Here is a 13023-nt window from a genome sequence, read left to right as displayed (position 1 = left end):
TGTTCAAATGCCACAGGCAGGGCGCAAACAGGCCGACGCCGCCGCCAGAAAGAACCCGCGCGCCGGTCATTGGCCCAGCCGATCCAGCAAAGCGGGCACATGCACCTGATCGGATTTATAGTTTCCGGTCAGCACATGCATCATCAGATTCACCCCAAAGCGCAGCGCGATTTCACGCTGACGCTCACCGGCATAGCCGCGGCCCACCGGAAACATCCGGTTGCCACCGGAATCGACCGCCCAAGCAGCGGCCCAGTCGTTGCCGCCAATTACCACAGGCGTCACATTGTCGTTCAGGTTGCGGAACGGCATGCCTTCGACAGTTTGGGCGTCGGCAGGTGCCGCTTCGACCCAGACATCGCGGCTGGTGTGGCGGCCCGGAAAATCCTGCAACAAATAAAACGTGCGCGTGAGGACGTGATCGGCCGGAATAGGCTCAAGCGGTGGCACGTCCAGCGGGCGGGCCAGTTGTTGCAGTTTGCGCCCGTTGACCGATCCGCTGCCAAAGCCGCCGATATCTGCGTCGCGGGTGTCGAACAGGATCATTCCGCCGCCCCTGAGATAGGTATTGAGCCGCCCATAGGCCTCTTGGCTGGGCTGAGGCTGATCCGGGGTGATCGGCCAGTACAGGAACGGAAAGAACGACAGTTCGTCGGTTTCAAGGTTCACGGCAATCGGCGCCGCCGGTTCGATAGATGTGCGCTGAAAGAGTGTATCAGACAGCCCGACCAACCCGGCCTGCGCCACCTCGTCGACCTGCTTGTCACCGGTGATGACATGGGCCAGCACCACCTCAGATGTTGCCTGAATGGCGAAATCGTCGTCAGGGGGCGACGCATCGGGGCTCTGCGCCTGCCCGTCGCCCGGTAACATCAGCGCCAGCGCCAGAACCGCTGCTGCGCCCCGTGTCGCGCGCTTGGTTGTTCCCGCACCGGTCAACCGCCCGGCCAGCAAGAGCGAGGCCAATACATCCAGCGCCAGCAGCATCAGAGCCAGCGCCAGCAGCGCGCCTTTGAACGGGGTTTCGCGCCGATGTTCCAATCCTTCGACCGCTATCCGCGCGGGCCAGACCGCCGCCGAAAGCGCGGCCTCCGCTCCGGTAACGTTCAGCGCAATCCGCCGGTCCTCGCCCGCGTACAGCCCCGGCGGCGTTGCCGCTGAGGGGACCGCCGCCGCCAGATCCTCGCCAGCCACACCGGGCAGATTGCCGGCATCGCCGACCCGACCAAAGGCATCCAGCACCTGGTCGGGCGCCCATGTCGTACCTGCCAGATCCCCGGCACTGGGGGCGGCGGGGCGGGTCGATACGGCCAGACGTTCCAACATCTGCACGAACAGGCCCGACAGCGGCAATGTCGACCATTCGGCGTTGGCGGTGACGTGGAACAATACCACCTGCCCCTGCCCGATCCGTTTGCGCGTGACCAGCGGTGTGCCATCGGTCAGCGCGGCGATCACACGGTCGGCCAGATTTGGGTCGGGCTGGGCCATAATCTGAGCTGACACGGTTACTTCGGCGGGCACCTCAAGTCCAAAGAACGGCGAACCCTCGGCAAAGGCGCGCAGGGCTTTCGGCTCTCCCCAACTCATCGCGCCCCCGACGCTGCGGCCCCCGGCGCGCAGGCGCACGGGCATCAGCGCGTCTTCGACATCGCGGCTGATATCGCTGGCGGCCAGACGCGGCCCGGCAAAGCGCAGCAGCAGTCCGCCCGCATCGATCCAATCGACAATCGCCTGTTCCTCGGTGCCGGTGACGGTTGCCACATCGGCGAGAACGATCACATCCGGATTGGCCAGCAGCACGTCCTCAAGCGATCCCGAGATCAGATCGGCGGTCGGTTGCAGGGCCTGCTCCAGATAATGCGTCGGCGAAAGCAGTTGCAGCGACTCGCGGTCATCGCGCCCGGAAATCAGCGCCACCTCGCGCCGTTTCAGCGCGTCGTCGGTCAGGGTCACGGCCGCCGCCGACCGGGCACCTTCGATCTGAAACCGGGTGATCCGGTTGCGCAGTTCCGGCGGCAGCGACAGCGCCAGAGCGGCCTGCACCGCACCAGCATCAAAGCTGACCGTCGCGCGGGCCAACTCCCGTTCAACCCCGGATGGATCGCGCCCGTGTCCGGTGACCTCGACCGCCTGTTCCGGCCCCGGCGCAGCCCTGAGGGCCGTCAGCGAAAGCGCACCCTCATCATAGGTTACCGGTTTCATGGCAAAGATCGGGCGCGGGCTTTCGAACACGGTTACCGGGCCGCGCTGCTCCAGTGCCGTCAACAGCCCCTCGCGCCAAGGATGCGCCACGCCATCGGATAGCCAGAGCGTCTCGAAACTCCCGCTCAGCCGGTCGGTAAATCCCGTTACACCTCCGTCCGACGCCACCCATGGCCGGGGGGTCAGACCGGGCAATCGGGCGGCCCAGGAATCGGCGGATTGAAACGGCAGATCGCCCCCCGGCAGGTCGGTCAGGCTGATCAATGCCACGGTGCGCCCATCGCGCCCCGCTTCGTCCAGCGCGGCAGTGATCCGATCAATCCGGCGTGGCCAGTCGCGGGCATCGGCCCAGGTGCCATCGACCAGAACCAGCATTGGCCCGCTGCCCGGCAGACGATTATCAGGGTTCAGCACCGGCCCGGCAAAGCCGACAATCACCGCAGCAACCGCCAGCGTGCGCAGCAGCAACAGCCACCACGGCGTCTTGTCCGACTGGTGGTCGTCATCCGTCAGCCCCAGCAACAGCGCGATACCGGGAAAGCGACGGCGCACCGGCGCGGGCGGCACGGCGCGCAGCAATAGCCAAAGGATCGGCAACGCCACAAGCCCCAGCAACAGCCAGGGCGCGGTAAAACCTATGCCGGCAAGGGTGAACATCAGTGGTCATGCTCCAATGCGCCGAAAAGCCACAACAGGGCCGGCGCGGCACCGTCAGCGGTGTGATGGCAGTGATATTGCCAGCCGGTGGCGCGGGCCAGATCGCGCAACATCGCCTTGCGTGCCGCCAGCCTGTCGAGATATCGCGCCCGCAGATCGCCCGCTTTCAACGTTTCATGGCGCAGGCTGCCGCCGATGGATTCAAATATCGTACGCCCGTCAAACGGGAACGCTTCTTCCTGCGGATCCAGCACCTGAAGGATCGCGCCCTTGATGCCCCGGTCGGCGGCCTTGGTCAACGCCTCCACCACCGGCGCGGGATCGCCAAGGAAATCCGACACGAACAGGGCGCGCGACCGGGCCAGCATCCCGCGCGATTCAGGCGCTCCGTATTCCGGCGCATCGCCATCCGCCGCCAAAGCCGCGGCCAGTCGCAACAGTTGCACCGGTCCGGACCGGGGCGGCAGACCCAGACCCGACAAGCCCACACGTTCACCGCCACGGATCAGCAGAACCGCAATCGCCATGGCCAACAGCCGCGCCCGAGCCCCCTTCTCGGGCAGAGCCTTGTCCGAGGCAAAACCCATCGAACGCGCCCCATCGACCCAGAGAAGCACCGATTGCGCCGCCTGCCATTCCTTCTCCTGCACGAAATGCGCATCTGAACGTCCCGACCGGCGCCAGTCGATCGTCCGCGCCTCGTCCCCCGGCATCGCGGGGCGGTATTGCCAGAACTCATCACCTGCCCCCGCACGCCGCCGCCCATGCGCGCCCAGCATCACGGAGTGCGCCAGATGTTGCGCATCGGCCAGCAGTGGCGGCAGGGGTGCGGCCAGTGCTTCGGCATCGGCGCGAAGATCGGCGGCTGCTGTCACGCGGCAGCCTCAATCCGTGTTACGTTTCCGACCACCGTACCAATGACATTCGACAGGTTTTCGCCCCGCGCCCGCGCCGCAAAGGTCAGCGCCATACGGTGGGACAGCACCGGCATCGCCATCGCCGCCACATCATCAATCGAGGGCGCCAATCGCCCGTCAAGCAAAGCCCGGGCACGCACCGTCAGCATCAACGCCTGCGCCGCACGCGGCCCCGGGCCCCAACCGACGCTTTGGTTGACGACGGCCGGTGCCGCCAGATCCCCCGGGCGGCAGGCACGCACAAGATCAAGGATCGTTTCGACGATCTTGTCGCCCACCGGCATCCGCCGCAGCAGAGTTTGCGCCGCCAGCAGTTCGGCGGCGGAAAACACGCTCACGGATTCATCCTCGCTCACACCAGTGGTGGCCAGCAGGATATTGCGTTCGGTGTCGCGGTCCGGATAAGGCACGTCGATCTGGACCAGAAACCTGTCCAACTGCGCTTCGGGCAAGGGATAGGTTCCCTCTTGCTCGATCGGGTTTTGCGTCGCCAGAACGTGAAACGGCACCCCCAGGCGATGCGGTTTACCCGCAATCGTCACCGATTTTTCCTGCATTGCCTGCAACAGCGCGGATTGCGTGCGTGGACTGGCGCGGTTGATTTCATCGGCCATGAGCAACTGGCAAAACACCGGCCCCTGAAGGAACCGGAAGGACCGCGTGCCATCGGACGCAGTTTCCAGAACCTCGGACCCAAGGATATCGGCTGGCATCAGATCGGGGGTGAACTGCACGCGCCCGCCATCGAGCCCCATGACCGTGCTTAACGTATCCACCAGCCGGGTCTTGCCCAGCCCCGGCAGACCGATCAGCAACCCGTGACCGCCACACAACAGGGCCGATAACACCAGATCAACGACCGGGCGTTGCCCGATGAACCGCCGGGTGATGCTGTCCCGCGCCTGGGTCAGCTTTTCGCCAAGGGTTTCAATCTCGTCGATCAAGGTATCGGCGTCGGCCATGACATATCTCCATGAAGGCTTATATGGGTATTAGACAGACCTAGACCTATCACCACAATCGGCAAAGCATATGACTGCACAAAACATCGTGAAACCAACCGCTGAGGGGCTTGCCTCCAGCGCCCGCGCCGCATCCAAGGGCGGAATGCCGCCGGTACATCTGTGGGATCCGCCGTTCTGTGGCGATCTGGATATCCGTATCGCGCGGGATGGAACGTGGTTCTATCTTGGCACACCAATCGGGCGCAAACGACTGGTGCGGCTGTTCTCGACCATCCTGAAACGGGAGAACGACGATTACTTCCTTGTCACTCCGGTTGAAAAGGTCGGGATCACGGTCGATGACGCGCCCTTCGTCGCCGTTGATTTCACCGTGACGGGCAGCGGCAAGCAACAGGTCATAACCTTTACCACCAACGTCGACGACACCACCATCGCCAGCGCCGAATGCCCGCTGCGTGTGGTCCGCGATCCGGACAGCGGCGAACCGTCACCCTATGTTATGGTGCGTGCCGGCATGGAGGCGCTGATTGACAGAAAGAGCTTTTACCGTCTGGTCGATTTGGGCGAACCCGCCCGTCATGACGGGCAGGAGTGGTTCGGCGTCCACTCGTCCGGTACGTTCTTTCCGATCATTCCGGTGGCCGAACTCGGCTGATTTACGGCTGGGTCAGCCCCAGCGGGTGATCAATGCTGTTCAGCAGAGGTCCCAATCATCGTCATCGCGGACCGGCCCCATAGCGGTCCAGTCGGCGCGGATCCGTGCGATCCTTGTGTCGCCCCATGTGCGAAATCCGATCCAGAAACCTTCGGGCGTCACACGGTTATAGGAAATATCGGCACGCGGGCTTGTGGTCTGGTCAATGTCCCACATCGACATCGAAACCTGAACCACCGGCGCAGTGCGGAATGGTTCGGAAAAGCGGATTTCACGCTGGATCTCGCGCTCTCCCGAGCCGGTCCACATCTGTCCATTGTCTTTATAGTCTGAAAACAGCACGACCGACCCCTGAGCCACCCCCAGTGTCCTGCCGTCAAATCTGTGCATGCCTCACCCTCGGTTTCCTGCCGGGACAGTAGCTTGCATTGCCGGCAAAAAAAAGACCCCGGTCGTGAAACCGGGGTCGGATCTGCAAATGCAGGGCGCTGACAGCGTTTCGGCGTAAATTCGTAACCGAAACTATGACGCTTGAAAACGCCGTCCGATGCGCGGCGTATCAGGTAAAATCCGACAGGCCTTAAAGCGAAGACTGTTTCGTCGACATACCGATATGGGTGCCCATGGCCACCATGTCGGCCAGCAGTTTCGCGGCATCATCAACTGGGCCCGGCTGATTCTGGAAGGTTTCGCGCGCCTTGCCGTGGGCCTCGGCCGCTTCCTGAACCATGGAGTCGAAATCGTCCTGGCTCACGTCGTTGCGGGCCATGGCGCGTTCAGCCAGAACCGTCACACCATCGGTGCTGATTTCGGCAAATCCGCCAGTGACCACGTATTCAACCACACCCTCCGGTCCGGTCGCACGCAGTACGCCGGGGCGCAGGGTGGTGATCGTCGGGGAGTGCTGCGGCATGGCCGTCAGATCGCCCTCGGCACCGGGGATCAACACCTCGGTGACCTGCATCGACGCAAGGCTGCGTTCGGGGCTGACGAGTGAGAAATGCATCGTGTCGGCCATGTCGGCTCCTCTCTGGGCGGTTCGGGTCCGGCGCAGGGCCGGACCCCGTTTTCAGGCCCGAAACCGGGCCCGAAAATCAGGCGGCGTCGGCTGCCATACGCTGGGCCTTGGCTTTGACGTCTTCGATGCCGCCCACCATATAGAAGGCGCCTTCGGGCAGGTGGTCATACTCGCCGGCCACGACCGCCTTGAAGGACGAAATCGTGTCTTCCAGCGGCACCTGAACGCCGTCGGAACCGGTGAACACCTTGGCGACGTCGAACGGCTGGCTCAGGAAACGCTGGATCTTGCGGGCGCGCGTCACGGTCAGTTTGTCCTCTTCGCTCAGCTCGTCCATCCCGAGGATGGCGATGATGTCCTGCAGCGACTTATAGCGCTGAAGAATACCCTGAACGTCGCGGGCCACCTGATAGTGCTCTTCACCCAAGATCGAGGGGTCCATCAGACGCGAGGTCGAATCGAGCGGGTCAACGGCGGGATAGATGCCCAGTTCCGAGATCGCACGGTTCAGAACTGTCGTCGCGTCGAGGTGGGCAAAGGTCGTGGCAGGCGCCGGGTCAGTAAGGTCATCGGCGGGAACATACACGGCCTGGATCGAGGTGATCGATCCCGCTTTGGTCGAGGTGATGCGTTCCTGCATCTGGCCCATGTCGGTGGCCAGCGTCGGCTGGTAACCCACGGCCGAAGGAATCCGGCCAAGCAGCGCCGACACTTCCGAACCCGCTTGGGTAAAGCGGAAGATGTTGTCGACAAAGAACAGAACGTCGGTGCCGGATTCGTCGCGGAACTGTTCGGCCAGCGTCAGACCGGTCAGGGCAACACGGGCACGGGCTCCCGGTGGTTCGTTCATCTGACCATAGACCAGAGCCACCTGGGATTCTTCCAGATTGTCGGGCTTGATCACGTTGGATTCGATCATCTCGTGGTACAGGTCATTGCCCTCACGGGTCCGCTCGCCCACGCCGGCAAACACGGAATAGCCCGAGTGCACTTTGGCGATGTTGTTGATCAGTTCCATGATCAGAACCGTCTTGCCCACACCGGCACCGCCGAACAGACCGATCTTGCCGCCCTTGGAATAAGGCGCCAGCAGATCGATCACCTTGATCCCGGTGATGAGGATTTCCGACGAGGTCGCCTGTTCGGAAAAAGCCGGGGCGGGCTGGTGGATCGAGCGACGCTCGGTCACAATCAGCGGCGCGCCTTCGTCCACAGGTTCCCCGATGACGTTCAGGATCCGGCCCAGCGTGGCCTTGCCCACCGGAACAGTGATCGGGCCGTCTGTATCGGTGACAACCTGACCGCGCACCAGACCTTCGGTGGCGTCCATGGCAATGGTACGCACGGTGTTTTCGCCCAGATGCTGAGCCACTTCAAGCACCAGACGCTTGCCGTTGTTGTCGGTTTCCAGGGCGTTCAGGATCTGGGGCAGTTCATCCTCGAAATGCACGTCCACGACGGCACCGATGACCTGGGTGATCTTGCCTTTGGCATTTGCCATGTCTTGTTTCTCCGGTTCGTCTTAGAGCGCTTCGGCGCCCGAAATGATTTCGATCAGCTCGTTGGTGATCACGGCCTGACGCGAGCGGTTGTACTGGATGGTCAGCCGGTCGATCATGTCGCCCGCGTTGCGGGTGGCGTTGTCCATCGCGCTCATCCGGGCACCCTGTTCCGACGCGGCGTTTTCCAGCAGCGCCGTAAAGATCTGCGTCGCGATGTTGCGCGGCAGCAGATCGGCAAGGATGCCTTCCTCGCTCGGCTCGTAATCGTAAAGCGTGCTTTCCTCGGCCGGTTCGAACGTGGCCGGGATCACCTGCAATTCGGTCGGGATCTGGGTGACCACATTCACGAACTGGCTGAAATAGATCGTGCAGACGTCGAAGTCGCCCGCATCAAACCGGTCCAGCACATCCTTGGCGACCGCCTGGGCGTTGACATAACCAAGGCGCTTGACCTCGGACATGTCGACATGACCCACCAGATACGCGCCATAGTCGCGACGCAACTGATCGCGACCCTTCTTGCCGACGGTCAGAATCTTGACCGTCTTGCCCTGGGCGAGCAACGCCTGGACGCGCGCACGGGCCTTTCTGACGATGGACGAGTTGAACCCGCCGCACAGTCCGCGCTCTGAGGTCATCACGACCAACAGATGCACCTGATCGGCGCCGGTTCCGGCCAACAGACGAGGCGCGGTGTCGCTGCCCTGAACCGATTGGGCAAGCCCCGCCATCACGGCATTGAACCGTTCGGCATAGGGGCGTGCGGCTTCGGCCGCCTCCTGCGCACGGCGCAGTTTGGCGGCGGCGACCATCTGCATGGCCTTGGTGATCTTGCGGGTCGATTTGACCGACACGATCCTGTTCTTAAGGTCCTTCAGGCTGGGCATTCAGCTGTCCTTCCGGGTGTCTCAGGCTGCAAAGTCGTCGGCGAACTCGGCGATGGCTTTGCGGATGCGGTCTTCGGCGTCGCCCTTGACCTTGGGGTCTTCCTTGGTGATCCACTCGAGCATATCGGCGTGTTTCGACCGCAGATGGTTCAGCAGACCCGTTTCAAACCGGCCCACGGCACCCACCGGGATCTTGTCGAGATATCCCTTGGTGCCTGCGAGAATCACGCAGACGATCTCGGCGTTGGTCAACGGCGAATACTGCGGCTGCTTCATCAATTCGGTCAGACGCGCACCACGGTTCAGCAACTGCTGGGTCGAAGCGTCAAGATCGGAACCGAACTGGGCAAAGGCAGCCATCTCGCGGTACTGGGCAAGCTCAAGCTTGACCGGGCCGGCGACAGATTTCATCGCGTTGGTCTGGGCCGACGACCCGACGCGCGACACCGACAGACCGGTGTTCACGGCAGGGCGGATGCCCTGAAAGAACAGTTCGGTCTCAAGGAAGATCTGACCGTCGGTGATCGAGATCACGTTGGTCGGAATAAACGCCGAAACGTCGCCACCTTGGGTTTCGATGATCGGCAGCGCGGTCAACGAACCGCTCCCGTTGGCCTCGTTCAGTTTCGCCGAACGCTCCAACAGGCGGGAGTGGAGATAGAACACGTCGCCGGGATAGGCTTCGCGGCCCGGCGGGCGACGCAGAAGCAGCGACATCTGACGATAGGCCACAGCCTGTTTCGACAGGTCATCATAAACGATCAGCGCATGCCGGCCATTGTCGCGATAGTACTCGGCCATCGCGGTGGCGGAATAGGGCGCGAGGAACTGCATCGGCGCGGGGTCGGATGCGGTGGCGGCCACGATTGTGGTGTATTCGATGGCGCCGGTTTCTTCGAGCTTCTTCACCAGCTGCGCAACGGTCGAACGTTTCTGACCGATGGCGACATAGATGCAATAGAGCTTCTGGCTCTCATCCGTGGCGGCATCGTTATAGGATTTCTGGTTCAGGATCGTATCCAGCGCCACGGCGGTCTTGCCGGTCTGACGGTCACCAATGATCAGTTCGCGCTGGCCACGGCCAACGGGGATCATCGCGTCAATCGCCTTCATGCCGGTCGCCATCGGTTCGTGCACCGATTTGCGCGGGATGATGCCCGGGGCCTTGACGTCGGCGACGCGACGCTCGGTCGCCACGATCGGACCCTTGCCGTCAATCGGGTTGCCCAGACCGTCGACAACGCGCCCCAGCAAACCGTCGCCGGCGGGAACGTCAACGATCGAGTTCGTCCGCTTGACGATGTCGCCTTCTTTGATGTCGCGGTCGGAACCGAAGATCACGATGCCGACGTTGTCGGTTTCCAGGTTCAGCGCCATGCCCTGAATTCCACCGGGGAATTCGACCATCTCGCCTGCCTGCACCTTGTCCAGACCATGAACGCGGGCGATCCCGTCGCCGACGGACAGGACGCGACCGACTTCTTCGACTTCTGCTTCTTGTCCGAAGTTCTTGATCTGATCCTTCAGGATCGCAGAAATTTCGGCTGCCTGGATTCCCATTTATCCGACCTCTTTCATGGTGTTCTGGAGTGCGTTCAGCTTGGCGCGGATCGATGTATCGATCATCAGCGAGCCGACCTTGACGACAAGACCACCGATAAGAGAATCATCGATGGCCATATTGATTTTCACATCCTTGCCGACCGCCTTTTGCAGGGCTTCGGCCAGGGATTTCTGCTGTTCCGCGCTCAGCTTTGTCGCGGCGGTGACGTCGGCGGTCACCTCGCCTTTTTCCTCGGCAATCAGGGCGCGCAGGGATGCGAGCAGTTGCGGCAGCACGAACAGGCGCCGCTTGGATGCCATCAGACGCAGCGTATTGCCGGTTGTCACGCTCAGGCCCATCTTGTCGGACAGCGCGCCAATCGCTTTTTGCTGCTGCTCGCGCGTATAGACCGGCGACGAGATCAGGGCGCGAAAATCGCCACTGTCAGCAATCGCTGCTTCAAGCGTGGAGACATCGCCTTCCAGCGCGTCAATTGCTTTGTCTTCGCGGGCCAGCGAAAAGACGGCCGAGGCATAACGCCCGGCAATCCCCGTGGAAATCGAAGCTGGTTCGGACACGTCCACCCTTTCGATGTCTTCTCGCCTGAAACGAACCGGAACCGGCCAATCCAAGGCATTTCAAAAGACGGCCCTCACGGGGTCGTCATCAAGATCGGGGGGGGTGTAGCAGGGTTATTCCAACCCCGCAACAGGCTATGGACGGTGTGACAACGGTTCCCGTCTGCAGTGCATATATAATCGGAAAACCATAGATTTCAGGACGGTATCCGGTGATTCTCCTGCCGGTTCAGCCCAACAAGGCTGTATCAATCATCAGATTGATCAAATCAGAGGCGCGTGTTTTCCCCCAGGCCCCGACCTGCGCAGTGCTTGGGATCAGACAGGTTTCGGCTCGGGCGCGCCGAGACCGTCCAGAACACGCAACGGGCGGCGCAGCGAATCCCGCAGCCCCATTCCTGTTGGCGCGGGCACCTGTTTGGACACTTCGACCATCAGAACGCCACCGGCATAGTGCCCTGACACCGCCCGACCGACACGCTCCATCACCGCTCCGGCGCGAAGCCAGAACCGCCGGTCGCTGGGGGGCTGGAACAATGCGGCCACTTGGCGCTGCGGGATCAGACCGTGTCTGCGCAACAGCGATTCCAGCTGCGACCGGGAATAGGGATGGCCAAATCCAAAAGGCGTGCCATCGCGCCGCGCCCACAAGCCTGCCCGGTTGGGCACGACAAACAACCCGCGCCCCTGTGGTTTCAGCACGCGCCAGCATTCGGCCAGCACGCTTGACGGGTCCTCGCTGGTTTCCAGACCGTGCATGACCATCAGCCTGTCGACCGAATCCCGCTCCAGCGGCCAGAGGGTTTCCTCGCAGAGCACAGAAACATTCGCCATTCCCTGCGGCCAGGGCATGACCCCCTGCTGTCCGGGCATCAGGCCGATCACCCGGTCCGAAAGTTCCAGATAGGGTCGCAGAAGCGGCACGGCGAAACCGAAACCGGCAACCGTGTGCCCGCGCGCAGGCGGCCACAGCGCAACCACCTGATCGCGCACGGCGCGTTGTGCCGCCCGGCCCAGAGCCGTGCGGTAGTAAAAGGTTCTGAGGTCGAGAACATCCAGATGCATTGAAGCCCGGCCCGATTGCTGCAAGTCTGGAGCGAACATAGGAAGGCTGCACCGCGATGACCATGCCCCCCGTTACCACACCCGACCGGATTGCAGGCTGCGAACTTGTCACGATCCCATGCCTGTCCGACAATTACGCGTTCCTGCTGCACGATTCGGCGTCCGGCGCCACCGCCCTGATCGACGCCCCCGAGGCGGCGCCGATTCTGGCCGAACTCGACCGGCGCAGATGGACCCTGTCCGAGATCTGGATCACCCATCACCATGCGGATCATGTGCAGGCACTGCCGGAAATTCTGGCGGCACACCCGGACGCGAGCGTCACCGGCGCGGCGGCGGATGCACGCCGCCTGCCCTCGCTGGACCGCACGGTCGACGGCGGCGACCGGTTCGCCTTTGCCGGGCATGACGTCCATGTCATCGACGTTTCGGGCCATACCATGGGCCATATCGCCTTTTACGTTCCCGACGCCAAGGCTGCCTTTACCGCCGACAGTCTTATGGCGCTGGGGTGCGGGCGGCTGTTCGAAGGTACGCCTGAAACAATGTGGGCCAGCCTGTCGCGCCTGGCTGTATTGCCGCCCGAGACGCTGATCTGTTCGGGCCATGAATACACGGCGGCCAACGCCCGATTCGCCCTGACCATCGAGCCGGACAACGCTGCCCTGCAGGACCGGGCCAAGGCGATCCAGACCGCGCGCGACAAGGGACAGCCCACTGTGCCGTCTTCTCTGGCGCTTGAGCTTGCGACCAATCCATTTCTGCGCGCCGGATTGTCGTCGGTGAAATCAGCCTTATCTATGCAACACGACAGCGATGCCGCGGTCTTTGCGACCATCCGTGCGGCAAAGGACAGGTTTTGACGGGAATCGATTTATCCCCGATGAATTCGTGGCCGGCACCCTCTGGTGCGGGTCACACCGATCGGAATTGTGACCGGTCGTGTAAAGAAAACTCTTGAAGCAGCGGGATAAACAACCAAGCTTTAAGGAGAAGAGGCGAAGGTCGCGGAAGGATCACCCTTTCCGGCC

General features: G+C 62.6%; 12 protein-coding genes. 2 read left to right on the top strand and 10 right to left on the bottom strand.

Features of this window, described 5'->3' with window-relative positions; all coding sequences use genetic code 11:
- Nucleotides 1–66 precede the first annotated feature (66 nt).
- Genes FQ320_RS03575 through FQ320_RS03565 form a run of 3 tightly spaced genes read right to left on the bottom strand, consistent with a single transcriptional unit; the run spans nucleotide 67 to nucleotide 4741 of the window.
- Nucleotides 67–2862 carry a DUF4159 domain-containing protein gene (locus tag FQ320_RS03575; protein ID WP_148470096.1) on the bottom strand — a complete coding sequence of 932 codons (2796 nt, stop codon included), beginning with the start codon at nucleotides 2860–2862 and terminating at the stop codon, nucleotides 67–69.
- Nucleotides 2862–3737 (bottom strand): DUF58 domain-containing protein, encoded by an 876-nt coding sequence (locus FQ320_RS03570; RefSeq protein ID WP_148470094.1) that lies wholly within the window; start codon nucleotides 3735–3737, stop codon nucleotides 2862–2864. Before FQ320_RS03570 ends, FQ320_RS03575 begins: the two co-directional genes overlap by 1 nt.
- On the bottom strand, nucleotides 3734–4741 hold the full coding sequence (locus FQ320_RS03565) for a MoxR family ATPase (protein ID WP_148470092.1): 1008 nt from the start codon (nucleotides 4739–4741) through the stop codon (nucleotides 3734–3736). The genes FQ320_RS03570 and FQ320_RS03565 overlap by 4 nt, the downstream gene beginning before the upstream one ends.
- 70 nt (nucleotides 4742–4811) lie before the next feature.
- Between FQ320_RS03565 and FQ320_RS03560 the strand changes: the two genes are divergently transcribed.
- Nucleotides 4812–5399: a DUF1285 domain-containing protein gene (locus FQ320_RS03560; RefSeq protein WP_148470090.1), complete on the top strand. Its 588-nt coding sequence runs from the start codon at nucleotides 4812–4814 to the stop codon at nucleotides 5397–5399.
- A gap of 39 nt (nucleotides 5400–5438) precedes the next feature.
- Here the strand turns inward: FQ320_RS03560 and FQ320_RS03555 are convergent, their stop codons facing one another.
- The 7 genes from FQ320_RS03555 to FQ320_RS03525 form a co-directional block, all read right to left on the bottom strand.
- Entirely contained in the window at nucleotides 5439–5789 is a 351-nt protein-coding gene (locus tag FQ320_RS03555; protein ID WP_148470088.1) for an H-type lectin domain-containing protein, read from the bottom strand.
- 190 nt (nucleotides 5790–5979) lie between these two features.
- On the bottom strand, nucleotides 5980–6417 hold the full coding sequence (locus FQ320_RS03550) for a F0F1 ATP synthase subunit epsilon (protein ID WP_148470086.1): 438 nt from the start codon (nucleotides 6415–6417) through the stop codon (nucleotides 5980–5982).
- Between the two features lie 76 nt (nucleotides 6418–6493).
- Entirely contained in the window at nucleotides 6494–7918 is a 1425-nt protein-coding gene (gene atpD / locus FQ320_RS03545; RefSeq protein WP_148470084.1) for a F0F1 ATP synthase subunit beta, read from the bottom strand.
- Between the two features lie 21 nt (nucleotides 7919–7939).
- Nucleotides 7940–8806, bottom strand: coding sequence for a F0F1 ATP synthase subunit gamma (locus FQ320_RS03540; RefSeq protein WP_148470082.1), 867 nt, complete (start codon nucleotides 8804–8806; stop codon nucleotides 7940–7942).
- A gap of 21 nt (nucleotides 8807–8827) precedes the next feature.
- On the bottom strand, nucleotides 8828–10366 hold the full coding sequence (gene atpA / locus FQ320_RS03535) for a F0F1 ATP synthase subunit alpha (RefSeq protein WP_148470080.1): 1539 nt from the start codon (nucleotides 10364–10366) through the stop codon (nucleotides 8828–8830).
- Nucleotides 10367–10927 carry a F0F1 ATP synthase subunit delta gene (locus FQ320_RS03530; RefSeq protein WP_148470078.1) on the bottom strand — a complete coding sequence of 187 codons (561 nt, stop codon included), beginning with the start codon at nucleotides 10925–10927 and terminating at the stop codon, nucleotides 10367–10369. It lies immediately after the preceding gene.
- Nucleotides 10928–11245: 318 nt separating this feature from the next.
- The gene (locus FQ320_RS03525) at nucleotides 11246–11992 is read right to left on the bottom strand and encodes a class I SAM-dependent methyltransferase (RefSeq protein ID WP_148470293.1); all 747 of its coding nucleotides are present in this window, start codon (nucleotides 11990–11992) and stop codon (nucleotides 11246–11248) included.
- 56 nt (nucleotides 11993–12048) lie between these two features.
- Here FQ320_RS03525 and gloB point away from each other — a divergent pair, with 56 nt between their 5' ends.
- Nucleotides 12049–12855: a hydroxyacylglutathione hydrolase gene (gene gloB / locus FQ320_RS03520; protein WP_255509352.1), complete on the top strand. Its 807-nt coding sequence runs from the start codon at nucleotides 12049–12051 to the stop codon at nucleotides 12853–12855.
- Nucleotides 12856–13023 lie beyond the last annotated feature (168 nt).

This window comes from Oceaniovalibus sp. ACAM 378 (genome assembly GCF_008085915.1).
Lineage (GTDB): Bacteria > Pseudomonadota > Alphaproteobacteria > Rhodobacterales > Rhodobacteraceae > Oceaniglobus.
This window is presented reverse-complemented; position numbering and strand designations above follow the sequence as displayed.